This is a genomic window from Rhizobium sp. TRM96647, assembly GCF_025780115.1.
Lineage (GTDB): Bacteria > Pseudomonadota > Alphaproteobacteria > Rhizobiales > Rhizobiaceae > Mycoplana.
This window is the reverse complement of the sequence record NZ_JAOXHF010000002.1, coordinates 319,858-344,781: the sequence shown is the minus strand read 5'-3', so window position 1 is coordinate 344,781 and position 24,924 is coordinate 319,858. Positions and strand designations below refer to the sequence as shown.

Here is a 24,924-nt window from a genome sequence, read left to right as displayed (position 1 = left end):
GCCTCCGGGGGGAGAAGAGCCGGCTACTTCCTCGCCATGAAGGCCTCGAAGGCGGCGCGGGCTTCGGCGCTGCGCAGCCTGACGGAGAACTGGTGCGCCTCCTCGTCGATGCGGCCGGCGACCTCTTCGCGGTCGCCGCGCATCAGGTCGCGCGCCGCCCGGAGCGCCTCCGGCGGCTTGGCGGCAAGGCGGGTCGCAATTTCAAGCGCTTCGGTCTCGACCGCATCCGTGACCTTCCAGATCAGGCCGGCCGCGCGCGCCTCCTCGGCGGTGAACCCTTCGCCGGCCACGAGCAGGGCGAAGGCGCGCTGGTGGCCCATCAGTCGCGGTGCGATCAGGCTGGAGGCGGCCTCGGGCACCAGCGCCAGATCGACGAAGGGCGTTTTGAACAGCGAGCGCGGCGAGGCGATCGTCATGTCGCAGTGCAGGTGGATGGTGGTGCCGATGCCGATCGCCAGGCCATCGACGCCGGAGACGATCGGCTTGTTGTGGGCTGCGAGCGCATGGAGGAAGTCCACCACCTCCCGGCCCATTATGCCGCCCATGGCAACGGCGAGGAAATCGGTCATGTCGTTGCCGGCGGAAAAGCAGCCCTCCGAGCCGAGCAGCAGGGTCGCGCGCACTGCCGGATCGACATCGGCGCTGCGCATCGCCGCCGTCAGCGTCTGGTACATGGCGCGGGTGATGGCGTTCTTCTTCTCCGGCCGGTTCAGCCGGATTACCTGTACGCCGGGGGCGGATTGCGGTCGTTCGATCAGGACGTGATCGCTCATGCGGTCTTTCTCCTTCCGGGCGCGGATGGCGCCTGATGTTCGTTCCGTGCTGCCGCGCCGAGGGCTCGTGGGACGCCCCACCTCCCCCTTGAGGGGGAAGGTCGCAGCGAAGCTGCGGGTGGGGGTGACCTGCGGCGGTCGCGACCGCCCCCACCATGCGGCTGTCGCCGCAGCATCACCCCACCCCGGCGCTTCGCGCCGACCCTCCCCCTCAAGGGGAGGGTTGATCCCCGTCGCCGGCTTCCCGCTCTCCCCTCCAGCCTCAAGAGGGCAAGGGAGGAAGCAATCCACAGCGAGTGCCTAGCCCAGCACCACCCGGGCCGCCTCCAGGCTGGCGGCGCCGTTGACGATGCGGTCCTTCAGGGTGGCGGTCTCGGCGATGATGTTCTCGGCGGCGAAGCGGCAGAGCGCGGTGCGCTCGGCCTTCCTGCCGTCGCCGGCGTCCGCCAGCGCGCCCCGGGCGAGCCAGGCGCCCGTCAGCACGAGCCCGAACAGCCGCTGGTAGGGCGTGGCGCCGGCGAGCGCATCCGGCTGCCGCCCGTCGACCAGGGCCGCGCCGAGCCATGCGGTGGCCGCCTCGAGATCGCCAAGGCTCGCCTCCAGCCGGGCGGCCGTGTCGCCGAAGGCCGGATCGTTGGAGGCGCGGACGGCGTCGGCGATGCCGCGCAGTTCGGCGATGAAGCCGCGCATCTGCGCACCATCCGAGAGCGGCAGCTTGCGGGTGACGAGATCGATCGCCTGAATGCCGTTGGTGCCCTCGTAGATGGGCGCGATGCGGGCATCGCGGTAGAGCCGGGCGGCCCCCGTCTCCTCGATGAAGCCCATGCCGCCATGCACCTGCACGCCGAGCGAGGCGACCTCGACGCCGGCATCGGTGGCGAAACTCTTGGCGACCGGCGTCAGCAGGCTGGCGCGCTCCGCCCAGTGGCGGGCCTCCTCGCCCTGCGTCGCATGCGCCATGTCGACCGCATGCGCGCAGGCATAGGTGATGGCGCGCGCACCCTGTGTCAGCGCCTTCATCGTCAGGAGCATGCGGGCGACGTCCGGATGCTCGATGATCGGGCTCATGCCGGATCCCTGCCAACCCGGCGCCCGGCCCTGCGTGCGCTCCTTGGCATAGGCGATCGCCTTCTGCGTGGCGGCCTCGGCGATCGCCACGCCCTGCATGCCGACGGCAAGGCGGGCGTTGTTCATCATGGTGAACATGCAGGCGAGCCCCCTGTTCTCCTCGCCGACCAGCCAGCCGATCGCGCCGGCCTCCCCGCCGAAGCGGCCGTCGCCGTAGATCATCGTGCAGGTGGGCGAGCCGTGGATGCCGAGCTTGTGCTCGACGGAGTGGCAGAACACGTCGTTTCTGGCCCCGAGCGAACCGTCCGCCTCGACCAGGAACTTCGGCACCAGAAACAGCGAGATGCCGCGCGTGCCTGCCGGCGCGTCCGGCAGGCGGGCCAGCACCAGATGGACGATGTTGTCGGTGAAATCATGCTCGCCATAGGTGATGAAGATCTTCTGGCCGAACAGGCGATAGGTGCCGTCGTCGCGCCGCTCCGCCCTGGTCTTCATCACGCCGAGGTCAGAGCCGGCATGCGGCTCGGTGAGGTTCATGGAGCCCATCCACTCGCCGGAGACCATCTTCGGCAGGTAGGTGCTTTTCAGCGCCTCCGATCCATGCGCCGTCAGGGCCTCGACGGCGCCGATCGTCAGCGTCGGGCCGATCGCAAAGGCCATGGAGCCGCCGTTCCACATCTCCATCGCCGCGACATGCAGCATGTGGGGGAGCCCCTGCCCGCCGAAGTCGGGCGATGCCGTCAGGGCGTTCCAGCCGCCTTCGGCCCATGCCCGGTAGAGCGCGGCCCAGCCGTCCGGGGTCTTCACCTGCGCATCCTCAAGGACGACGCCCTGCCGGTCGCCGGTTTCGGCCAAAGGCGCGATCTCCTCGGTCGCAAAACGCCCCGCCTCGGCAAGGATCGCCTCGACGAGATCGTCCGAGAGCTCGCCGAGGCGCCCGTCTGCGATTGCGGCCGAAAGCCCCGCGACGTGACGAAGGGTGAAGACGATCTCCTCCACCGGAGCCTTGTACATGCGCATCCTCCCATTCGCCGCCGGGGCCTGGCCATCGACAATGACGGCTGGCGGCATCCGGCGCAATGCGCGGCAGATTATTTATTTTTACGTAAACGTCAATTGCAATTGACCGACGGCGCCACTCTGCCGGAGACAATGGAAAAGGTGACCGGTGATGGGGCCAAAAGGCCTTCCAATCATCCGTCACGCGTGTAAATTAGCAGAAACTGAAAAGCGAGGGGAATCGCCGAACCAGCGAATCATGCACATGAAAATGCTCCGGAACCGAAGTCCCGGAGCATGAAGGTCATGGTCTTGTCCTGCGACCCTTCGGGCCGCTCGCTCCCGGTCAGCCGTAGGGCGAGTAGCACTGCTGGCGCGGGCCGTTATAGGGCTGGAACGTGTTGTCGTAGGCCCTGTAGGAGCGATAGCGGTTGTAGCACCACTGGGTGTGGGCACTGCCGCCACCGGAATAGGCCGGAGCACGGGGGGCGGTGATCGCTCCGCCGATGATGGCGCCGGTTGCGAAGGCTGCAAGCGGGAACCAGTAGCCGTCGTGGTAGCGATAGCCCGGACGGGCGTAGCGATAGCCGCGGTGGCCGTTGTAGTAGCCGTTGCGGTAGCCGCGGTTATAGTCGCGGCGGGCCTGGCGGCGGTCTCGTTGCCAGTCACGGCGGGCGTCGCGGTGGTCGCGCTTCCAGTCGCGGCGGTCGCGACAATGACGGCCTTCGCAGCGCACGAGATCGACGCCTGATTCGCCGGCCTGAACCGTCATTTTCGGCATGGCCTGGCTGGTGGCGGGAACGACGGGGCTGACAGCGAAAAGCACGGACAGCGCGACGGCGATGGATCTGGTACCGAACATTCTGGACATACTCCTGTTGATGCGGATTACGTTGCTACATCCTGCAAAAGAACGCCGGAGACCAGAAAAAGTTTCGTGATCAGGGGCAAAATGCCATCCCGATTAGAAAGGCATTAACGTTACGGTAACCCTGTCGAAACAAAATTCCTGATCCGGAGGTCGACGGCGGAGCGCGAAACATGAGGGCAAGGAACCGATTTCTCGCATGTCTGGCCGGCGCGCTGCTCCTCGTCGCGCCCGTCCCCGGCATCGCCGCGGACGTCGAGCCGTGGCGGAACAAGGACAACGCCATCGTCATCGATGCCTACGAGATGAACGAGATCGACTGGCCGCTGCTTCTGAGCGACAAGCGCATCGCCGGCTTCATCTCCAAGGCCTCCGACGGCCTGCCGGAAAGCTTCGACTGCAAGGGCGACCACGACGGCGACACCGTCGCGCACTGCAGGACCATGTGGCGCAAATACGCCGTCAGCCGTGAACTCTACGAGACGCGAAGGCTGCTGGCGCGGGCGCAGGGCCTGCTCTGGGGCGCCTACCACCTCGCCCGGCCCGGCAATCCGGTCGACCAGGCGAACCACTTCCTCGACTATGCGCGACCGCAGGCGGACGAGATGATGGTGCTCGACATCGAGGCGATCGATCCGAAGAAGTTCATGTCGCTGGAGGATGCGCAGATCTTCGCCGGCCATATCCGGACGCGCACGGGACGCTATCCGGTGCTCTACACCAACCATTCCACCGCGAAATACATCGCGGCCAACCGCCACAAATACCGTATCCTGTCGCGCCTGCCGCTCTGGTATGCCCGCTACAAGCCCGGCATCCGCAAGGTTTTCCCGCTCGGCAACTGGGACAACTACGCGCTCTGGCAGTTCTCCGCCGCCGCCAATTGCAACAAGCGCCGCTGTCCCTACCGCGTGAAGGGAACCTTCAACGACATCGACGTCAACGTGGTGCCGATGAACCGGGCGGACCTGACCAAGATTTGGGCCTTCGGCGACCTCTTGCCCGAAAGACCTTTCGAGACCGGCGAGCCGCCGGTGGACGAGATCGTCACCGCATCCGTCGCCAGGGGCGCGGCCGCCGACGAGCCGAAGTCGCTGCCGGTGAATGCCGACGCCGTCTCGCTCGCCGGCCTTCCGGCATCCGCTAACGCCGCCGTGACCTTCGTCGTGCGCAACGAGGCGCCGGACGCAGCACCCGCGCCGGAACAGATCGCCGACGGCAGCCAGAAGACCGCGCCGGCCATCGACCCTCCGCACGCGACGCCCTGACCGAGCCCTGATCGAGCAAGCCCTGCCGCCTGTCCCCAGGCCTGGCGATTGCCCTGCCCGCGCGGCCGGGGCATATAGCCGTCGCGCCAGTCACGAGAGGTCCGGGCGAGCCCCCGGATCTCCATCCTTCCTTCAGCAAATCGGTATAAGCAGGCGACATCGCCCCCTGCACATGACGAGCAGATGACAGACAAGATCGTGATCACCAGCAACCGCACGACCGCCGTGTCCGTGACCGGAAACGACACCGAGCTCGTCATCAACGCCGGCGTCCGCGTTTCGACTGCGTCGACCGGCCTGATCGCGACGGGAACGGCCACCGGCCGCAGCTTCTACATCAACGGCGAGATCGCCTCCGGCGCCGGCTATGCCGTGCGGTTCGGCGCAAGCGGCGCAGCCGACAGCGACAGCCTCTTCGTCGTCGGCAAGACCGGCAGGATCCAGGGCGCCTCGGGCGGCATGGAGATCCGCAGCGGCGGGCTCGAACTTGTCAACCACGGCACGATCGAGGCGGGGCGGACGACGCTCGACATCACGGGTGCTGCGACCAGGGTCACCAACAACGGCCTGCTCGCCTCCACCGCCGGCACGGCCATCAAGGCGGCTGGAAAGGGCGAGATCCTGATCAACAACGGGACGCTCTCGGCTGCGGCCGACGCGCTCGTGCTGTCGGGGGCATCGGCAAGCCTGACCAACAATGGCGAGGCCGTTTCGACGAAGGCCCATGCCGTCGTCTCATCCGGCAGTGCTGCGGTCCTGACCAATCACGGCACGCTCAAGGGCCAGTCGGACACGATCGTCTCATCCGGAAAATCAGCGACCGTCACCACGGACGGGCTGGTGTGGTCGACGATGGGATCGGCGATCCTCGCGACCGGCATGCGGGCGGTCGTGACCAATAACGACGGCACGGTGAAGGCTGCCGCCGATGCCATCGTGCTCGCCGGCGACAGCGGCAAGGTGACCAACAACGGCCTCATCCGTTCTTCCGCCTACGGCATCTCCGTCGATGCGGACAAGGCGATCATCACCAATAACAAGACGATCAGGGCCGCTGGCGGCGTCGAGATCGACGGCAGCGGCTCCACGCTCGGCAACTACGGCACGATCACGGCGACGAAGGCCAAGCTTGCGGCGATCGACTTCTCCGGCGCATCGGCCGCGAGCTTCCACAATTACGGTCTCCTGCAGAGCACGGGCACGGCCTTCCTCGGCGGCAGCGGCGTCCAGTCCGTGTTCAACAACGGCACGATCAAGGGCTCGGTCCATCTCGGCGCCGGCAACGACTACTTCGACGGCACCGGCGGCACGGTCACCGGCAGCGTCCACGGCGGCCGGGGCAACGACGTCTATGTCGTCAGCGACGCCTCGACGAAGATCGTCGAGCGGGCCAGGGAAGGCACGGACCTCGTCAAGTCGAGCGTCAGCCTTGCGCTCGGCGCCAATATCGAAAACCTGACGCTGACCGGACCTGCCAACGTCAACGCGACCGGAAACGGGCTTGCCAACCAGCTTCACGGAAACGCCGGCAGGAACGTCATCAAGGGCGGCGCCGGCGACGACACGCTCTGGGGCCACCGCGGCAACGATACCCTGACGGGCGGCAAGGGGGCGGATCACTTCGTCTTCGCCAAGGGCGACGGCCGCGACACGATCACCGATTTCACGGCAAACGGAGCCAGCCACGACGTCCTCGACCTGACCGCGCTCGGCAGCATCACGAGCTATTCCGACCTGACCAGGAACCATATGAAGCAGGTCGGCGACGACGTGCATATCGACGGCAGGAACGGCGATACGATCCTGCTGCAGGACGTCAGGATCGCCCATCTGGACAAGGGCGACTTCCTGTTCTGATCCACGGGCGCGGGCCTGTCGCAGACAGCGGCTCGAGCAAGCCCCTCCCCTTGCCGGTGGGTTGCCGGTGGGAGCCGCTACGCCTCGATCTGCACGTCGCCCAGCGGGCGCGAGCAGCAGGCGAGGATGTAGCCTTCGGCGATCTCGTCGTCGAGGATGCCGCCATTGTGGTTCATCTCGACCTCGCCCGACACCTTCATGACGCGACAGGTGCCGCAGAGCCCGCCTTCGCAGGCCGCCCCGATGCGCACGCCGGCTGCGCGCGCCGTCTGCAGGATGGTCTGGTCGGGCGGGCAGGCAGCCTCCTTGCCGGCCATGGTGAAGGTGACGGTCGAGACGGCAGACGCATCGACCTCGCCGGGACCGGCGCGAATGGCAAGCTCCTCGGCGGCGGGGGCCGCGGCCGGCTGGAAGCTCTCCTCGTGATAGCGCGCCATGTCGAAGCCGCAGACCTTGAGCATGTCGCGCACGCCACGCATGAACGGCTCCGGGCCGCAGCAGAAGACGGTGCGATCGCGGAAGTCCGGGGCCAGCAGCGACAGCCTGGAGCCATCGATGCGGCCGCGCAGCCCATGCCAGCCGTCGCGCGGGTTGCGGCCTTCGACGACGAAGCCGAGCGAGAGGTTCGGCATCTGCGCCGACAGGCATTCGAGCTCGGGGCGAAACAGCAGGTCCTGAGGGGTGCGCGCGCAGGAGACGAAGGCGACGTCCGTCTGCGGCGCGCAATCGGCCATCCAGCGCGTCATCGACATCATCGGCGTGACGCCTGAGCCGGCGGAGATGAACAGGTACTTCTCGCCCGGATGGCGGACGAAGGAGAAATCGCCGAGCGGACCGAAGGCCTTCAACTGCATGCCGGGCCTGAGATGATCGAACATCCAGCGGGTGCCGATACTGTCCTTCTGCGCCTTGACGGTGACGGCGACGGAGAAGGGCCGCGACGGGGTCGAGGACAGCGTGTAGGTGCGCATGACCGGATCATCAGGCGTCACCGGCAGTTCCAGCGTGACGAACTGGCCCGGCAGGTAGCGGAACCAGTTCTCGCGGTCGGAGCGGAAGGTGAACGTCATCACGTCGGCGGTCTCGGCCGTCACCGCGATGCATTCCAGCATGTGCTGGCGGTCGTTCCAGGGCTGGAGCTCGTCGAAATGGCGGAAGTGGCTCGCGATCGTCATGTCAGGCCACCCGCACCAGCGGCTGCTTCTCGCCCTGAAGGCGCTGCTCCATGAAGGTGCAGTACCATTCGACGAACTGCATCACGCCGCCCTCGTCCTCGGGCGAATAGGGGCCGGGCTCGTAGGCGGGGGAACGAATACCGAAGGCGTTCTCCTCGACGATCTGTCGGTCCTGGTCGTTGGTCTCGGTCCAGACGTGGGTCAGTTCGTCGAGATTGTAGTCGATGCCTTCCACCGCATCCTTGCTGACCAGCCACTTGGTCGTCACCTGCGTCAGCTCGGGGCCGAGCGGCAGGACGCGGAAGGTGATGGCGTGGTCGGCCAGAACGTGGTTCCAGGTGGTCGGGTAGTGGAACATCAGGAGCGTGCCGATATGGCTCTCCTGCACGTCGGACGACAGCGGACGGCGGACGGCGCGCGCGCCCGACATGGTGTAGCTCTCGGCGTCTGCGATCAGCGGCATGCGGGCGAGGCGGAACTGGCCGGAAGGCGACATGCGGAACTCGCTCGGCAGGCCGGCCGCCTCGCACTTTTCCCAGTGACCGGCGATGACCGGATCGTCCTTGGCGCCCTGGACGCCGGTGGCGCTCGGGGCCTCCGGATAGGTGCGGCAGAGTTCGGGATGGTTGGCGGCGCAATGGTAGCACTCGCGGTTGTTCTCCCAGACGAGCTTCCAGTTGCCCTTCTCCACGATCGTGCTCTCGAAGGCGACCTTGGTCTCGCCGAGGCGATGGCGGACGAGATAGGGTTCGGCCAATTCGCGATAGGGGGCGAAATCCGGCGCCTCGTCGGCCAGACAGATGAAGATGTAGCCGCCGACGGTCTCGCAATGGATCTTCTTCAGGCTGTGCTGGCTCTTGTCGAAATCCTCGGCCATGTGGCGGGCGAAGAGCAACGTGCCGTCGAGCTCGTAGGTCCACTGATGATAGGGGCAGACGAGCTTGGCGGACGCGCCCTTGTGCTGGGTGCAGACGCGCGAGCCGCGATGGCGGCAGGAATTGTGCAGCGCGCGGATCGTGCCCTGGCGGTCGCGGGTGACGACGACCGGATAGTCGCCCACCTGCAGGGTGAAGAAATTGCCGGCCCGCGGGATCTCGCAGTCGTGGCCGACGAACAGCCAGTCGCGATACCAGATCGTCTCCAGGTCGAGCTTGTAATAGTCCTGATCGATATAGAAGGCCTGGTCGAGGCTGTAGCCCTCGCGCCGGTTCCTGATCTTGCGAAGTACGTCGCTGCTGATATCCATTGCCGCTTCCTCAAAAGCATTGCTCGTCTGAAGCGGGCATGGATCGAGGCCGACCAGCATGAAGACATGGCTTCGCTGCGCCCCCGGCCGCCCACCGCAGCCAGTCACGTCATGTTTCTCCAAGGCTGGTTTCCGGGCTCGGGAGATGTCCTCTGCGGACCGCGCGGCGCCTTCCCGAATTGCTTCAGTGGCGTTTTGCCGCGATTTCTTCCCTTACCGTTGCGGGGGCAGCTCCGGATTTTCACCGGCTTCCCAATTATCCGCCCTCCCTAGAGAGGCAGCACCTTGAGCCTCTTCATCTAAGCGGAAAGGCCGGCGCTCCAGTCGCCCAAATGCGACGTCGCCTTCCGCTTTGGCGACAGCCGAAGACGAAGGCGCGAACTCGAAATAATTTATATATTTCATATACTTGAAAAACAGCCCAAGGTGTTTCGACCAACAAATAGGCGGCAAGATCGCAAAAGAGGCAGATAGTCTCTTTGCGCCACCATGGTCACAGTGCAGCCCGCGTTGTTTCATGATAGCCTTGCATAGCGCGAGCGTTCACGCGATCCGCCTTGACGTAGAGGAGAAGGCGACAGACGCGCTCGGACCGACAATCAGCACCGACAATCAGCATGTCATTCAGCAGAAACGTCGAGCTATCACGGGAGGGTGAGCGATGGGGACCGAAAACGGATGTGACGACGCGAACAGCACACTTGAAGACGGCGAGCCGGCCCTGAGCCGCCGGCACGTGCTCATGGCAGGAACAACGCTTGCCGCCGCCGCGGCGCTCGGCGGCACCGGATCGCCGGCACAAGCCCAGGAACAGCAACAGGCGCAAACGGCGACGCCTTCCACCAGCCGGCCGCCCAACATCCTTGTCATCTGGGGAGACGACATCGGCATCTGGAACATCTCGGCCAACAGCCGGGGAATGATGGGCTACCGGACGCCCAACATCGACCGGATCGCGGAGGAAGGCCTGTCGTTCACCGACTACTACGGCCAGCAGAGCTGCACCGCCGGCCGCGCCGCCTTTCTCGGCGGCAACGTGCCGGTGCGCACCGGCATGACCAAGGTCGGACTGCCCGGCGCGCCGCAGGGCTGGCAGAAGACCGACGTGACGGTAGCGACGGTGCTGAAGGCGCAGGGGTATGCGACCGGACAATTCGGCAAGAACCACCAGGGCGACCGCGACGAACACCTGCCGACCATGCACGGCTTCGACGAGTTCCTCGGCAATCTCTACCACCTCAACGCCGAGGAGGAGCCTGAGAACCGCGACTATCCGCGCGACCGGATCATGCCGAGCGGCAAGACCTTCCTGGAGCAGTTCGGCCCGCGCGGCGTGCTGCACAGCTGGGCCAATCCGGATGGCACGCAGAAGATCGAGAACACCGGGCCGCTGACGAAAAAGCGGATGGAGACGATCGACGAGGAGACGCTCTCCGCGGCCAAGGACTTCATCACCCGGCAGAACCAGGCGGGCAAGCCGTTCTTCTGCTGGTGGAACGGCACGCGCATGCACTTCCGCACCCACGTGAAGGAGCAGAACAAGGGGATCTCCGGCCCGAGCGGCGACGAATACCATGACGGCATGGTGGAACACGACATGCATGTCGGCGAGCTCCTGAAGCTTCTCGACGACCTCGGCATCGCGCAGGATACCGTGGTGCTCTATTCGACCGACAACGGCCCGCACTACAACACCTGGCCCGACGCCGGCACGACACCCTTCCGCAGCGAGAAGAACTCCAACTGGGAGGGCGCCTACCGTGTGCCGGCCTTCGCCCGCTGGCCAGGCCGCTTCCCGGCAGGCGAGACCCTGAACGGCATCGTTGCGCACGAGGACTGGCTGCCGACCTTCGCGGCGATCGCCGGCGAACCGGATATCAAGACGAAACTCGCCAACACCGTCGAACTCAATGGCCGCAGCTACCGCAACTATATCGACGGCTACAACCAGCTGGATTATCTCGGCGGCAAGGTCGACCAGTCGCCGCGGCACGAGTTCTGGTACGTCAACGACGACGGGCAGGTCGTGGCGGCGCGCTACGACGACTGGAAGGCGGTGTTCCTGGAAAACCGTGGCGAGGCCTTCGGCGTCTGGCGCGAACCGTTCACCGAGCTGCGGGTGCCGCTGCTCTTCAATCTCCGGCGCGACCCGTTCGAGAAGGCGCAGCACAACTCCAACACCTACAACGACTGGTTCCTCGACCGGGTCTTCATCATCGTCCCGATCCAGGGCCTGGCAGCGCAGTTCCTGCAGACGATGAAGGACTATCCGCCGAGCCAGTCGCCCGGCTCGTTCAATCTCAGCAAGATCGAGGCGCAGCTGCGCGGCGCCGGCGGCGACTGACGGCCATGCGACCGGATCCGGCCGCTTCCCCGGCGGCCGGGTCTTGAGGCGGGCAAATCCGAGACCGGCACTTCGGCATAAGGGCGGCGTTAACCATAAGCGGGCATGATCCGGGCAAGACTGCCATGCTTCCGGAGCCTTCCCGTGCTAGCCACGCCCGCAGCGAAATTCAGATACTACGACGCCGTTGCCTACAAACGGACCCAGCGCGGCCGTTCGGTCGCCTATACGGACTTCCTGCGGACCGGGAAGCTGGAGCGGCGGGAGTGGAACGAGACCGAGAAGCGCTATCTCTCCCATCGCGAGGTCGCCGAGGCGACCAGGCGCAAGCTCGAGCAGGCCGGCACGGTCACCCATGACCGCATCAACGGCTTCCACCGCTCGATCCGCTTTCCGAAGCTGATCTTCCACCGCACGCTGGCCTCGATGCCGCATCTCGGATACTGCCACGTGACGGTCTCGCGCACCCGGCTGCCGCAGCACGAGGACGTGCAATGGTCGTTCTACATGGCCAACTTCTATTCCGAGATCGGTGACGGCGAACGCTTCTTTGCGGGGATCAACCCGAAATTCAAGCGCATGTACTTTGGCGTCGCGATCAGCCCCTCGGAAGAAGAGGGACGGCTGGAGATCAACCGCAAGGTCGGCGACGACGGCATTCTCTTCCACACGCCCGACCCGAAGGAGGCGATGAAGAACGTGCTCCTGCTCGGCGCCCGCGACGAGGAACTGCGCAAGATCATCCGGGCGATCTGAGCCCTGCGCGGCCGGGATCGGCGCCGCGCGTCAGCGGATGACGGGACCGTCCGCCCTCTTCCAGGCGGCCATTCCGCCCTCGATGTGGCAGGCGCCGGCGAGACCCGCGGCCTGCGCTGCCTCCACCGCCATCGCCGAACGTTCGCCGAAGGCGCAATAGAAGACGATCCGCCTGCCGGTCGCCGCCGCCAGCTCGTGCAGGACACCGCCCTCGCCGATATTCTCCACAAGGTCGGCATAGGGCGCATGCAGCGCGCCGGGGATGCTGCCGTGCTTGTCGCGTTCGCCCTTCTCGCGCAGATCGACCAGCGCTATTCCGGGGCTGCCGTGCAGCGCCAGCGCCTCCCTGGCCGTCAACGCCCAGCCGCGCCTTGCGATCTCGTCCTGGTGCAGGCCGACGCGGATGTTGGCGGGCACGGCCACGTCCATCATCTTCGGGTTCGGCAGGTTGAGGTTGTTCATCAGGTCGACATATTCGTCGACCGAGCCGACGCGCAGGCGCGGGTTGAAGTGCTTCTCCTCGCCGATGGTCGAGACGGTATCGCCCTTGTAGTCGTGGGCGGGATAGACCAGCGTCTCCTCGGGAAGCCGCAGCAGCTTGTTGAAGATGGAATCATATTGCTGCCGGGGATCGCCGTTCTGGAAATCGGTGCGCCCGGTGCCGCGGATCAGGAGCGTGTCGCCGGTGAAGACCCGGCCACCCATCAGGCCGTTCATCAGGAAGGAATAGCTGTCGTCGGTGTGGCCCGGCGTATAGAGCACGTCGAGGCTCAGGCCCTCGATCGCGACGCGGTCGCCTTCGGCAACGCGCATCGAGACCACGTCGGCTGCGGTCTGCTCGCCCATGACGGTGACGCAGTGGGTGCGGTCGCGCAGGGCGCCGAGGCCGGTGACGTGGTCGGCATGCAGGTGGGTATCGACCGCCTTGACGAGCTTCAGGTCGAGCTCCTCGACCAGCTTCAGGTAGCGGTCCACCTTCTCCAGCACGGGGTCGATGATGAGGGCCTCACCGCCGGCCCGGCTGGCGATGAGGTAGGTGTAGGTGCCGGAAACGCTGTCGAAGAGTTGTCGGAAGATCATCTGTCCCTCCACTCGACAAGCATGCCTTGCGGGAAAGACGACGGCGTCAGCTTCCCGGCTGCGGCACGATCCGGATATAGGGTTTGGGCGCGCGCCAGCCGTCCGGATACTGCTTGCGGGCGTCGTCGTCGGAGACGGAACCGGCGATGATGACGTCTTCGCCGCTCTGCCAGTTGACCGGCGTCGCGACCTTGTGCCTCGCGGTCAGTTGGAGACTGTCGATGACGCGCAGCACCTCGTCGAAGTTGCGTCCCGTCGTCATCGGATAGATCAGGATCAGCTTGATCTTCTTGTCGGGTCCCACCACGAAGACGTTGCGCACGGTCTGGTTGTCGGCCGGCGTACGCACGGTCGGATCGCCGGACACCGAGGCCGGCAGCATGCCGTAGGCCTTGGAGACGGCGAAATCGACGTCGGCGATCATCGGGAAATTGGGCGCGTGGCCCTGCGTCTCCTCGATATCGTCGGCCCAGCCGGCGTGGCGGTCGAGCGGATCGACGGACAGGCCGATGATCTTGACGCCGCGGCGGTCGAATTCCGGCTTGATACGGGCCATGTAGCCCAGTTCGGTGGTGCAGACGGGCGTGAAGTCCTTCGGATGGGAGAAGAGCACGGCCCAGCTGTCACCGATCCAGTCGTGGAACTGGATCGGACCATCGGTCGTCTCGGCCCTGAAATCCGGTGCCACGTCGTTGAGCGCAAGTGTCACGGCAACCTCCTGTCGCAAGATGGCAGCCTCTCGTCGCGCATCGTGGACGCACATGGCTGCGGGACGTGCGTGTCGCCCCGGGGCAGGAAAGTGGCACCAAAACGAGGGATAGGCAACGGTAAATTCACGCCCGGCCGACAACCTTGGCGGGTTTTCGACCGGCCGTGACAGGGTGGTTCAACCGGCCCTGTAGAGCATCCAGTCCTTGCCCTCGCCGCCGGCCTCGCTGTCGCGGTGGAGGACGATCCGGTTGCCGCCGGCGGCCAGCGCCTGCTGCAGCGACTTCTCGGCCAGGTTGACGAAATCGAAGGCATTGCCGGCGGAGCCGACCATGCAGATGCCGGCCGAGAAGGTCAGGCTGCCGAGGCTGCGCATCGTCTCGGGATGCTTCAGCGTCGCGGCGGCAAAGGCGGTGCGCAGGAGCGTCATCAGCCTGCCGACCTCGGTCTCGTCGGTGGTGTAAAACAGGAAGCCGAAGCGGAAGCCGTCGAAGCGGCAGACGACGTCGTTGGACGGCGTCGTGCGCTTGATCAGGCTGCCGTAGTGGCGGACCAGATAGTCGTTGAGCGCGTCGACCTGGATCGGCGAGAAGCGCTTGCCGACATCGACCTCGACCACCGCCAGCGCGCAGGGGAGCGGCAGCTCCGGATTGGCGTAGACCTTGGCGACGGCCTTGTTGAAGGCACGGCGGTTGCCGAGACCGGTTGCGGCATCGGTAAACTTGGTGGCCTCGAAGGCGGCGAGGTCGCGCTGGATGGTGTCCATGGTCTCGGACTGGTTGGCGACCCTTGCTTCCATCGCCGCATTGCGGGTGGCCTGCCGTTCAGTCGCCTGCCGCAGCCGCTCGATCGAGTTGCCGAGCGCCTGGGCGGAGCCCTGGTCGCCGGAGAAGATCGCCTGCGAGGCCTCGCCGATCAGGCGGCCGTAGTCGCTGAGCGAGGTCTTCTCCTCCTGCAGCAGGGCCATGAAATTGGTCATCTCGTCGCGAACGGCGCCCGCCGAACGCTGCAGCACGGATTCTTCGTGATGATGCGGGAGATACTTGCGACCGAGCTCGTCCAGTGCGGCTTGCGTCTTGAACTTCCCGAGCGCGATGAAATCGCGAACCAGCTCCGGATTGACGCCAGCATAGGCCTCGTAGACGAGCTCGTAGTTTCGCGGCAGTCCGTCGATGCCCATCTGCTGCATGGCCGTCGCGACACGCAAGGCGACGTCGTTGGTGGAGGATTTCCTCTGGTTCATGTGCACAAGCCTCACCCATGTATTCCGCCCCGTTTTATCAGCGATCGGTTACGAAGCATCTAACGCGGGGGCAGATCGGGTGCAGCGGGCACGATCGCCGCACGCAGGGCGCGTGCGACGCTCATTCGCCCTTGGCAGGCACCGGCCAAAGACGCTAAAGCGGGCCGGAAACGGCGAAGATGGACGAGATGGCAGAGATAATCGACACGGCCGCGGAGACGGATCGCGCCCTGCAACGGGCGAGCGAAGTGCTCGGTCGCGGTCTTCCAGTGGCGATCCCCACCGAGACGGTCTACGGGCTTGCCGCCGATGCGACGAACCCGCAGGCGATCGCCCGCATCTACGAGACGAAGGGCCGGCCGCAGTTCAATCCGCTCATCTGCCATGTCGCCGATCTCGAAATGGCCGAGCGGCACGCCGTCTTCGATCCGCTTTCGCGAAAACTCGCCGAGACCTTCTGGCCGGGGCCGCTGACGCTGATCCTGCCCGTGCGACTGGACACGCCGATCCATCCGCTGGCACGCGCCGGGCTCGATACGGTCGGCCTGCGGGTGCCGGCAGGTTTTTCCGGGCAGCTTCTCGCGACGTTCGGCCGGCCACTGGCCGCGCCCAGCGCCAACACGTCCGGACGGATCAGCCCGACGCGTGCCGCCCATGTCGAGGCGGACCTCGGTGCTGCGATCGAACTGATCCTCGATGCCGGCCCGACGCCCGTCGGCGTCGAATCCACCATCGTCAAGGTCGAGGACGGCACGATCCGCCTGCTGCGGCCGGGCGGGCTCGACGCAGACGACATCGAGAGGCTGACCGGGCTTACGGTGATCCGGCCCTCGGCGCCGGGGGCTGCGATCGAGGCGCCCGGTATGCTCGCCTCGCACTATGCCCCCGATGCCGGCGTGCGCCTGAACGCGCGCGACGTCGCCCCCGGCGAGGCGCTGATCCGCTTCGGCGGAACGAAGCTTCCCGGCGAGGACCAGGCCGCGATCGTGCTCGACCTCAGCCCAAGCGGCGACCTGCGCGAGGCGGCCGCCAACCTCTTCGGCTACATGCAGACGGCCGACGCCACCGGCGCGCGCATGATCGCCTTCGCGCCGATCCCGGCCACGGGGCTTGGCGAAGCCATCAACGACAGGCTCGAACGGGCGGCCGCGCCGCGGAGCTGAAGCAGGAGATCACGCATGCCGACGACCCACGACACGATCATGGACGCCGATCTCCTCGCCCGCTTTTCGGCGATCACGGGTTCGGCCCATGCGCTGACCGACGGCGCCGCCGTCGCGCCCTATCTGGTGGAATCGCGCGGGCTCTACCACGGCACGACGCCGCTCGTGCTCAGGCCCGGCAGCGTCGCCGAAGTCTCGGCGATCCTGAAGCTCGCCAGCGAGACCGGTACGGCGATCGTGCCGCAGGGCGGCAATACCGGCCACGTCGCCGGGCAGATCCCGCGCGAGGGGCGGGCCGACGTGGTGCTGTCGCTGTCACGCCTCAACCGGATCCGCGACGTCGACCCGGTCGGCAACGTGATCGTCGCCGACGCCGGCTGCGTGCTCGCCGACATCCAGAAGGCGGCCGAGGACGTCGACCGGCTGTTTCCGCTGTCGCTCGGCTCGGAGGGCAGCTGCCAGATCGGCGGCAACCTCTCCAGCAATGCCGGCGGCACTGCTGTGCTCGCTTATGGCAACACGCGCCAGCTCTGCCTCGGGCTGGAGGTGGTGCTGCCGACCGGCGAGATCTGGGACGGGCTGCGGCGGCTGAAGAAGGACAATACCGGCTACGACCTGCGCGACCTCTTCATCGGCGCGGAAGGCACGCTCGGGGTGATCACGGGTGCGGTGCTGAAGCTCGTTCCGCGGCCGGCCGGCCACGAGGTTGCCTTTGCCGGCCTTCGCTCGGTGACGGCGGCGCTGGCGCTGTTCGACAAGGCCCAGCAGCGCTGCGGCGGCGCCCTCACCGGCTTCGAGCTGATGCCCCGGATCGGCATCGACTTCACCACCCGCCATATCCCCGGCGTCCGCGACCCGCTATCGAGCCGGCACGACTGGTATGCGCTGATCGACGTTTCCACCTCCGATTCCGCCGAGACGGCGCGGATGATGGTCGAGACGCTCCTGACCGAGGCGATGGAGGCGGATCTCGTGCAGGACGCGGTGATCGCCGCCAGCGAGGACCAGCGCCGCGCCATCTGGCACATGCGCGAGAGCATGTCGCCGGCGCAGAAGCCGGAGGGCGGATCCATCAAGCACGACGTGTCCGTTCCCGTCTCCAGCATTCCCGCCTTCATGGCCGAGGCGGACGAAGCGGTGATGGCGATGATCCCCGGCGCGCGGATCTGCTCCTTCGGCCACATGGGCGACGGCAACATCCACTACAACATCTCCCAGCCGGTCGGCGCCGACAAGCAGGCCTTCCTCGACCGCTGGCGGGAGGTGAACACGGTGGTGCACGGGATCGTGCTGAAATACGGCGGCTCGATCTCGGCCGAGCACGGCATCGGCCAGTTGAAGCGCGACGAGCTGGCCGCGGTGCGCGCGCCGATCGAGATCGAGCTGATGGCCCGCATCAAGCACGCCTTCGACCCTGCCGGCATCATGAACCCGGACAAGGTGCTGCGGGCGGAGCGGTAGCAGCCCGCAGCCTGCGCGTCAGGCCCCGCCCGCGCGCAGCTGCGCCATGCTCAGCAGCGTGTCGGCGCTGATGCTCTGCGTTCCGCCGGCCAGGATGGTGGCCGCCGACGAGGTCTGGGTGTTGTTTTCCAGATCGTAGAGGACGGCGAAGCGGACGATCATCTTCTTCACGTATTCGGGATCCTGCAGATCCTCCAGGTTGATCTGGCGCTTGATCATCTCGGCCTGGGCATCGATATCGGCATTGCCGACCTCGTCGGAGATGCCGAAGCTCGTCTTGAAGACCTCGTAGAGGGCGTCGTCGGCGAGGATGTCGTAGGCGCTCGAGAGCGTCGGCGCCTTGCGTTCGAAGTAGAGCGCCAGCCGGACGCCGGGGTTCTGCGCGCCCTGATCGGTCTCGACCGCCTGGCGGATATAGTTGTCGATCGTCTGGTAGATCCCGCGGCGGGACTGGATCGCCGTTTCCTCCGGCCGCTCGACGAGGCCGTCGGCGTTGAAGTTGAACGAGGCGACGATCGCCCGGTACCGGCGTTCGGCCTGCTGGTTGGCAAAGCTCTGCGGATCGTCGAGATTGGAGGCGAAGATCTGCTCCATGAAGCCTTCGGGCACCGTCTCCGGGTCGACGCCGTTGGCCTTCAGGATGACGTTGACGAGCCGCTCGTCGGCCAGAAGTTCCTCGACGGACGAGATCGACTGCATCTGGGCCGCGTAATAACTCGCTTCCTCTTCCGCCTTTTCCTTGTCCTCGGCCGTTCCGAAGCGGGACACGGCGGTGACATAGGCGCGGGTTACCACCTGGATCTCTGCCTCGCTCTGGGCCAGGGTGGGCGGCTCGATGTTGCCGTCGGCGTCAAAATTGAACGCCTTGGCCAGCTCGATATAGCGCTCGTCGCCCAGACGGTTGGCGTAGCTCTTCGGGTCGTTGAGATCGCTCAGCAGCACCTGCTTGATGCGGTAGGTCGATTCGGCATCGGGATCGAGGCCGAAGGCCTGGAGCGCCAGATCGTAGACATTCGTGGAGGAGAAGAAGTCGGCCACGGTCTCGATCGCGTCGGCTTCGATCTTGTAGCGGCTGATGAGCTTCTCGTCGGCTTCGTCGTCCTTGTCGTTGTAGCGGCTCATGTAGTTCGACCCCGTCGACGCGGTCTGCGCCGCCGTCTGCGCGCTGTCTCCGGCCGTGAGCGTGCCGTCGGCCTGGAAGTTGAAGGCCTTGTTCAGCGCGATATAGCGCGCATCGTTGCCGCCGAACGTCTGGATGTATCCCGCCGGATCGTCCGGGTCGTCGGTCAGGATGTTCTCCAGCGTCGCATTGACCACGGTGACGTCGTTCAGGTCGAAGGCGGTGCGGATGTATTCCTTGAGGCGGCTATCGGCAAGCAGCTCGTCCACGGTCGTGATCGAGGAAATCGCCTCCTCGAAATAGGCCTGGTTCAGAAGCGCCCCGGCCGATGTCAGGCGCGGTCCCGAGATGATGTAGGCCTCGTTGGTCGCGGTTTTTTGCTCGGCGGTCTGGGCCAGCGTGCCGGCCGGCAGCGTCCCGTCCTCGCTGAACTCGTAGGCGGCGGCAAGGGCCAGGTAGCTGCCGGCACTGACGATCTCGGAGTTCCAGCGGTTGATCTGCGTCTCGAGCGAAGCCTTTTCCGCCGCCGACAGGTTGCCGCTGTTGATCTGCGCGCGGGCGTCCTGGACGAAGCCGGACAGTTCGGTGATGCGGGCGCCGAAGGTGGTGTTGACGTAGCTGTTCGGGTCGTCGAGGTCGCTCGTCAGCGCGCCGCGGACCTTCTCGCGGGAATAGGTTTCGGGATCGATGTCGAAGGCGGAGAACATGTAGTCCCGCAGGCGGTCGTTGTTCAGGAGCTGGTCGACATTGGTGACGCTGTCGATGACGATGTTGTAGTAGCGCGTCTCCTCGGTCTGCACGGCGCCGGCATTGGCCATCGCCGCCGTGTAGAGGCCGATGATGTCGTCCATCTGCGCATCCGACTGGGCGACCGCCGTCTCTTCCGCAAACGAGAACGCCTGGGCGAACTCGCGGTAGCGCGTATCCGTCAGCCGGTTGACGAAGCTGTTCTCGTCGGAGAGGTCGCTTTCCAGCACCTGGCGCATGAAGGCGGTGGCGTAGGCCATGTCGTCGAGGCCGTAGGCCTTCATCGCATAGTTGAACAGGCGGTAGTCGCCAAGGAACTCGTCGACCGTCGAGACCTTGCCGATATTGTCGCGATAGTACTGCGCCTCGCGCGCGTTGATGGTTTCCTCGGACTTCCGGTTGAGCGTCGTCAGCAAGTCTCGGGTGACGAGATTGTAGCTCGTATAGGTCGAAAGCATCCCCAAAATATCCCTTTGCATCGGCGCGGCGACCGATCGAGCCGCACGCGCGCGCATGTAACCTCCGCGATCATGACCGGGTTCGCTTGCCCGGGGCTTTCGGGGGCGCCTCCGGGGGCGTTCACCAAACGGAAACCCTGCGCTTCCGGCATTTGCTAACCATCCGCCCGGGCAAAGCTTTCTTAACCGCGATTTTTAAGCCGCCCGGAACGCGCCGCCCCTAAGCTTCCCGACACAGAGGACGGAAAGTCCCGTGGAGAAGGGAAACCTGCTCTCAAGGAAGACAAGGGTGAAAGACAATGCTGAACACCGTTACCAAGCCGGCATGGGCCGGAAGCACGCTCAGGCTCGATCCCAGGCGATTTCCCCAGCAGATCAGCTATGCGATGCGCAACACCACCGGTGACGTGACCATCACGCTGGACGAACGGGGCGCGGTGATGCGCAAGATCCTCCCCTCCAGCGGCCTGCCGCTGTCGATCGCACTGCCGGCGCGCGCCTTCAAGGGCGTTGCCGCCCGCGCCATCGACCATGGCAACGGCGAGGTCACCGTGACGCTCGAACTGCACCATGACGATCCGGAACTGTGCATTCCGCTGCTCGTCGCCCATGACCTTTGCGACATCGCCGCCGACTGGCGCAGCTGGTCGGATGCCTACAAGATCCCGATGCTGATGGTGGAAGCCGACGGCGTCGCCCGCCCGCTGGAGATGCATCTCGGCGCGATCCCCGCCCGTCCGCCCCGGCAGCGGCGCCGCCATTCCTACTTCGCCGACCGGCGCCCGCGCTTCCTCGTGCGCCGCTCCAAAGGCGACCTCGGCCTGATGATGCGCATCAACGGCGACGAAATCATCGCGCGCAACTGAGACAAAAGCATAATGGGGGCATCTGGGCACCCGGAATGCGACGAGGCCGCCTCTTCGGGGCGGCCTTTTCGTTGCTGCCGGTATCAGGCGAAAGCGAGCGCCGCGACGAGGCCGAGGAAGACGATCAGGCCGACGACGCCGTTGAACTTGAACAGCGCGAGGCATTGCTCGCCGTCGTCGATGTCGATCGTCACGATCTGCCACACAAGCAAGGCGGCTGCCACGGCAAGGCCCGCATAGGCGAGGATACCGACGCCGGCGAGCGCGAAGGACAGGCCGACCAGGAGAATGGTGAGGCCGTAGAGGGCGACCAGCCACGGGCGGGTGCGATCGCCGAACAGGCGCGCGGTCGAGCGCACCCCGATCAGCACGTCGTCCTCCTTGTCCTGGTGGGCATAGATGGTGTCGTAGCCGATGGTCCAGACGACGGCGCCGGCATAGAGGGCGATCGCGGACAGCGACAGCGAGCCGAACTGCGCCGCCCAGCCCATCAGCGCGCCCCAGGAGAAGGCCAGCCCGAGAAAGAGCTGCGGCCAGTCGGTGAAGCGCTTGGCGAAGGGATAGACCGCCACCACCGCCAGCGAGGCGAGCGCCAGCACCACCGAGAAAGTGTTAAACTGCAGGAGTACGATCAGGCCGACAAGCGCCTGCAGCACGATGAAGAGCTTGGCCTGGCCGCGCGACACCCGGCCGGACGGCAGCGGGCGGGAACGGGTGCGGGCCACCGCCTTGTCGATCTCATGGTCGACGAGATCGTTATAGGTGCAGCCGGCGCCGCGCATGGCGATCGAGCCGATGACGAAGAGCAGCACATGCCAGACGAACAGCGAGAAGGAATAGGCCACTTGCGCGCGCGCGACGTTCGCCGCCAGCGCCGCCGACCAGAGGCAGGGCCACATCAAGAGCTGCCAGCCGATCGGCCGGTCCCAGCGGGCGAGCTGGGCGTAGGGCCAAAGCGACCGCGGCAGGACGCGATAGACCCAGTTGTCGGACGGCGCATCGGCCACGCGACCGGAATCGGAGGGGCCGGAATCGGAAGGATTGGTGCTCATGTCTCTGGTTCGCAGCCTGCCGGCTTCGCGTCAAGCGCCGATCCGGGGAGGATACAACCGGCAAACGCAGAAGCGCTCGGAACGAAATCGCCGGTATCGCGTTTCTGCCCCGGCTCAACCAGATTTTACGACAGGAGTGACGTTCATGAACGCGAGCATGATGGAACTGAAGCTGAACGCGATCCGCTACGACGTCGGCCTCAGCCGCGGCGAAAAGATCGCCAAGCTCGAGCATCTGCGCAACGCCGCATGTGCGCTTCGCAGGGCCGCCCGGAAAAACGCGCTGTCGCTCGAATACGGCTGGTACCAGGACCTGCACCTGATCGACGCGGAACTCGCCGGCCTGAACGGCGCCGGCCATGAGGGCGCGACCATCACCTTTCGCTGAGACCACCTTTCGCTGAGACGGGGGGACGTCTCCCCCCTTGCGGACAAGTCCGCTTTCCCACCGCCTTTGCCCCGTCGCCGGCATCGTCGCCCTTGACCTTTCGCCCCCGCCCGCTTAACCCGCGGGAACGCGGCCGGGGGTCGCCGGCACGATGGCGTTTGGGGATTTGGCAATGAAGGTTCTGTTGATCGGCTCGGGCGGACGCGAACATGCGCTGGCCTGGAAACTGGCCCAGTCGCCGCTGCTCGCCGAACTCTTCGCCGCCCCCGGCAATCCCGGCATGGCCGAATGCGCCACGCTCGTCCCGCTCGACGTCGAGGACCATGCGGCCGTCTCCGCCTTCTGCCGCGACAACGGCGTGACCTTCGTCGTCGTCGGCCCCGAGGCCCCGCTGGTGGCGGGGCTCGCCGACCGGCTCCGCGCCGACGGCATCGACGTGTTCGGCCCGTCCGCGGCCGCAGCGCAGCTCGAAGGCTCCAAGGGCTTCACCAAGGATCTCTGCGCCAAGTACGACATCCCCACCGGCGCCTATCGCCGCTTCACCGATGCCGCCGCCGCCCGCGCCTATGTCGGCGAGCAGGGCGCGCCGATCGTCATCAAGGCCGACGGCCTGGCGGCCGGCAAGGGCGTAACCGTGGCGATGACGGTGGACGAGGCGCTTTCGGCGATCGACGACTGCTTCGACGGCGCCTTCGGCGCGGCCGGAGCGGAGGTCGTGGTCGAAGCCTTCCTCGACGGCGAGGAGGCGAGCTTCTTCTGCCTCTGCGACGGACAAAACGCACTCGCGCTCGCCTCCGCACAGGACCACAAGCGCGTCGGCGACGGCGATACCGGCCCGAACACCGGCGGCATGGGCGCCTATTCCCCTGCCCCGGTGATGACGCCGGAGCTGGTCGAGCGGACCATGAAGGAAATCATCGAACCGACGATCCGCGGCATGGCCGCCGACGGCCACCCCTTTTCCGGCGTCCTCTTCGCCGGGTTGATGATCACCGACAAGGGGCCGGAACTGATCGAATACAACGTCCGCTTCGGCGATCCGGAATGCCAGGTGCTGATGATGCGGCTGAAGAGCGACCTGCTGCCACTTCTGCATGCGGCGGCGACCGGCCGGCTCGACACGGTCTCGGCCGAATGGAAGGACGAGACGGCGCTGACCGTCGTTCTCGCCTCGAAAGGCTATCCCGGTTCCTACGACAAGAATACGCCGATCCTCTCCATCCCCGCCGACGGCGAGGCCACCAAGGTGTTTCATGCCGGCACAGGCATCAAGGACGGCAGGCTCGTTGCGACCGGCGGGCGGGTGCTGAACGCCACCGCCGTCGCCGCCACCGTCGCCGCAGCCCAGGCCGGCGCCTATGCGCTGGCGGACCGGGTCGACTGGGCGAACGGCTTCTGCCGCCGCGACATCGGCTGGCGGGCGGTCGCGCGCGAAAAGGCCTGAACGACGCCCGATCGCGCCTGCGCGACAGCGCCAGGAAATCCGCGCCTCATTCAATTTTTACCAATTCTCCTGACCGGAAGGTAACGGAAAACGCATAGTCTTTGCATCGACCCTGGTGCATGGCGTCTATGCGGGACCGTTGCCGTCTCCCGCCGGTCCTGCGCCGGAACGAAGCGGTGCCGCTGCCGCCGACGCGGCGCAACACGGAGAACCACGCATGCGCAGCCTCATGCCGTCCATCAGGCCTTCCATCGCGCCGGCCCTTGCATTCGTCCTTCTTGCCGCACCCGCTTTTGCGTCCTCCATCGAGCCGGTCGCCTCCGGCAGCAAGGGCCGGGGCAGCGTCGCCACGATCTCCTGCGCGCACTGCCCGCCGCTGAAGGTGGCGGAAAAGGGCCACTCCTATGTGGTCCCCGAGCTCGAGCCCGGCACGCAGAAGGTCGAGATCCGCGAAATCGACGGCGAACGGCGGATGTTCCGCAGCGAGGCCTGGTTCGGCGGTTCGCCGGTGGTGTTCGTCACCAAGGCGCCCGAACAGGCCGAGGACGCGGTCGCCGAGGCCCCGGTCGAAACGCCCGACGAGCCGATGGCCGCCATCGATACGGCAGCGATGACGGGCGCGCTGGACAGCAGCGTGGCGGCGGTCGCGGTGACCGCGGCAGCGGCCGGCCAGCCGGCCGCCTCACGCGAGCTTGATCCGTCGACATTTGAACTTCGGCTGAACTGACCCTATATTTTTAAGGTTCCCTGCCCCATCGGTCCCTCCAGGACTGATCGGGCATCCGCCCTGCGCAATCGGGCGCGGATGTCTTGCGCCCCTGAAGAGAAGCAGGGGCGCAA

General features: G+C 66.2%; 20 protein-coding genes and 1 riboswitch. Of the genes, 10 read left to right on the top strand and 10 right to left on the bottom strand.

Translation table 11 applies throughout. The features are described from left to right. Positions 1-23: 23 nt before the first annotated feature. The 3 genes from OCK02_RS04565 to OCK02_RS04555 all read right to left on the bottom strand — a co-directional run bounded on the left by OCK02_RS04565 (position 24) and on the right by OCK02_RS04555 (position 3,702). A complete protein-coding gene (locus OCK02_RS04565; RefSeq protein ID WP_263811784.1) occupies positions 24-773 on the bottom strand; it encodes a crotonase/enoyl-CoA hydratase family protein in 750 nt (249 codons plus the stop codon). A 300-nt stretch (positions 774-1,073) separates the two neighbouring features. Beyond that, complete coding sequence (locus tag OCK02_RS04560; RefSeq protein ID WP_263811783.1) at positions 1,074-2,855, bottom strand: acyl-CoA dehydrogenase; 1,782 nt, start codon at positions 2,853-2,855, stop codon at positions 1,074-1,076. Between the two features lie 331 nt (positions 2,856-3,186). Next, positions 3,187-3,702 carry a BA14K family protein gene (locus OCK02_RS04555; protein WP_263811782.1) on the bottom strand — a complete coding sequence of 172 codons (516 nt, stop codon included), beginning with the start codon at positions 3,700-3,702 and terminating at the stop codon, positions 3,187-3,189. A gap of 179 nt (positions 3,703-3,881) precedes the next feature. Here OCK02_RS04555 and OCK02_RS04550 point away from each other — a divergent pair, with 179 nt between their 5' ends. After that, the gene (locus OCK02_RS04550) at positions 3,882-4,976 is read left to right on the top strand and encodes a glycoside hydrolase family 25 protein (protein WP_263811781.1); all 1,095 of its coding nucleotides are present in this window, start codon (positions 3,882-3,884) and stop codon (positions 4,974-4,976) included. Positions 4,977-5,159: 183 nt separating this feature from the next. Next, the gene (locus tag OCK02_RS04545) at positions 5,160-6,833 is read left to right on the top strand and encodes a calcium-binding protein (RefSeq protein ID WP_263811780.1); all 1,674 of its coding nucleotides are present in this window, start codon (positions 5,160-5,162) and stop codon (positions 6,831-6,833) included. Between the two features lie 77 nt (positions 6,834-6,910). Here the strand turns inward: OCK02_RS04545 and OCK02_RS04540 are convergent, their stop codons facing one another. Both OCK02_RS04540 and OCK02_RS04535 read right to left on the bottom strand, forming a co-directional pair. Next, positions 6,911-8,008, bottom strand: coding sequence for a hybrid-cluster NAD(P)-dependent oxidoreductase (locus tag OCK02_RS04540; protein ID WP_263811779.1), 1,098 nt, complete (start codon positions 8,006-8,008; stop codon positions 6,911-6,913). 1 nt (position 8,009) lies between these two features. Further along, positions 8,010-9,254, bottom strand: coding sequence for an aromatic ring-hydroxylating oxygenase subunit alpha (locus tag OCK02_RS04535; RefSeq protein WP_263811778.1), 1,245 nt, complete (start codon positions 9,252-9,254; stop codon positions 8,010-8,012). A gap of 105 nt (positions 9,255-9,359) precedes the next feature. After that, a riboswitch (cobalamin riboswitch) is annotated at positions 9,360-9,557 on the bottom strand. A gap of 439 nt (positions 9,558-9,996) precedes the next feature. Here OCK02_RS04535 and OCK02_RS04530 point away from each other — a divergent pair. Next, the gene (locus OCK02_RS04530) at positions 9,997-11,598 is read left to right on the top strand and encodes an arylsulfatase (protein WP_263811777.1); all 1,602 of its coding nucleotides are present in this window, start codon (positions 9,997-9,999) and stop codon (positions 11,596-11,598) included. A gap of 144 nt (positions 11,599-11,742) precedes the next feature. Continuing rightward, on the top strand, positions 11,743-12,354 hold the full coding sequence (locus OCK02_RS04525; protein WP_263811776.1) for a DUF6656 family protein: 612 nt from the start codon (positions 11,743-11,745) through the stop codon (positions 12,352-12,354). A 30-nt stretch (positions 12,355-12,384) separates the two neighbouring features. Here the strand turns inward: OCK02_RS04525 and OCK02_RS04520 are convergent, their stop codons facing one another. The 3 genes from OCK02_RS04520 to OCK02_RS04510 form a co-directional block, all read right to left on the bottom strand. Beyond that, entirely contained in the window at positions 12,385-13,434 is a 1,050-nt protein-coding gene (locus OCK02_RS04520) for an MBL fold metallo-hydrolase (RefSeq protein ID WP_263811775.1), read from the bottom strand. 46 nt (positions 13,435-13,480) lie between these two features. Then, entirely contained in the window at positions 13,481-14,143 is a 663-nt protein-coding gene (locus OCK02_RS04515) for a peroxiredoxin (protein WP_263811774.1), read from the bottom strand. A gap of 177 nt (positions 14,144-14,320) precedes the next feature. After that, on the bottom strand, positions 14,321-15,385 hold the full coding sequence (locus OCK02_RS04510) for a sensor domain-containing diguanylate cyclase (protein ID WP_263811773.1): 1,065 nt from the start codon (positions 15,383-15,385) through the stop codon (positions 14,321-14,323). Positions 15,386-15,573: 188 nt separating this feature from the next. Here OCK02_RS04510 and OCK02_RS04505 point away from each other — a divergent pair, with 188 nt between their 5' ends. Together OCK02_RS04505 and OCK02_RS04500 are read left to right on the top strand one after the other, a co-directional pair. Then, the gene (locus OCK02_RS04505; protein ID WP_263812226.1) at positions 15,574-16,548 is read left to right on the top strand and encodes an L-threonylcarbamoyladenylate synthase; all 975 of its coding nucleotides are present in this window, start codon (positions 15,574-15,576) and stop codon (positions 16,546-16,548) included. A gap of 15 nt (positions 16,549-16,563) precedes the next feature. Then, positions 16,564-18,009 carry an FAD-binding oxidoreductase gene (locus OCK02_RS04500; RefSeq protein ID WP_263811772.1) on the top strand — a complete coding sequence of 482 codons (1,446 nt, stop codon included), beginning with the start codon at positions 16,564-16,566 and terminating at the stop codon, positions 18,007-18,009. An 18-nt stretch (positions 18,010-18,027) separates the two neighbouring features. Here OCK02_RS04500 and OCK02_RS04495 read toward each other — a convergent pair whose 3' ends face one another. After that, positions 18,028-20,334 (bottom strand): DUF1217 domain-containing protein, encoded by a 2,307-nt coding sequence (locus OCK02_RS04495; RefSeq protein ID WP_263811771.1) that lies wholly within the window; start codon positions 20,332-20,334, stop codon positions 18,028-18,030. Positions 20,335-20,633: 299 nt separating this feature from the next. On the opposite strand from OCK02_RS04495, the gene OCK02_RS04490 reads away from it, so the two are divergent. Beyond that, a complete protein-coding gene (locus tag OCK02_RS04490) occupies positions 20,634-21,200 on the top strand; it encodes a DUF6101 family protein (RefSeq protein ID WP_230802906.1) in 567 nt (188 codons plus the stop codon). 83 nt (positions 21,201-21,283) lie between these two features. Here the strand turns inward: OCK02_RS04490 and ubiA are convergent, their stop codons facing one another. Beyond that, positions 21,284-22,252, bottom strand: coding sequence for a 4-hydroxybenzoate octaprenyltransferase (gene ubiA / locus OCK02_RS04485; protein WP_263811770.1), 969 nt, complete (start codon positions 22,250-22,252; stop codon positions 21,284-21,286). A 145-nt stretch (positions 22,253-22,397) separates the two neighbouring features. Here ubiA and OCK02_RS04480 point away from each other — a divergent pair, with 145 nt between their 5' ends. The 3 genes from OCK02_RS04480 to OCK02_RS04470 all read left to right on the top strand — a co-directional run bounded on the left by OCK02_RS04480 (position 22,398) and on the right by OCK02_RS04470 (position 24,811). Beyond that, positions 22,398-22,640, top strand: coding sequence for a hypothetical protein (locus OCK02_RS04480; protein WP_230802904.1), 243 nt, complete (start codon positions 22,398-22,400; stop codon positions 22,638-22,640). Positions 22,641-22,812: 172 nt separating this feature from the next. Then, positions 22,813-24,084 (top strand): phosphoribosylamine--glycine ligase, encoded by a 1,272-nt coding sequence (purD, locus tag OCK02_RS04475; RefSeq protein ID WP_263811769.1) that lies wholly within the window; start codon positions 22,813-22,815, stop codon positions 24,082-24,084. 217 nt (positions 24,085-24,301) lie between these two features. Next, complete coding sequence (locus OCK02_RS04470) at positions 24,302-24,811, top strand: plant virulence effector HPE1-like domain-containing protein (protein WP_263811768.1); 510 nt, start codon at positions 24,302-24,304, stop codon at positions 24,809-24,811. The last annotated feature ends 113 nt before the right edge of the window (positions 24,812-24,924 follow it).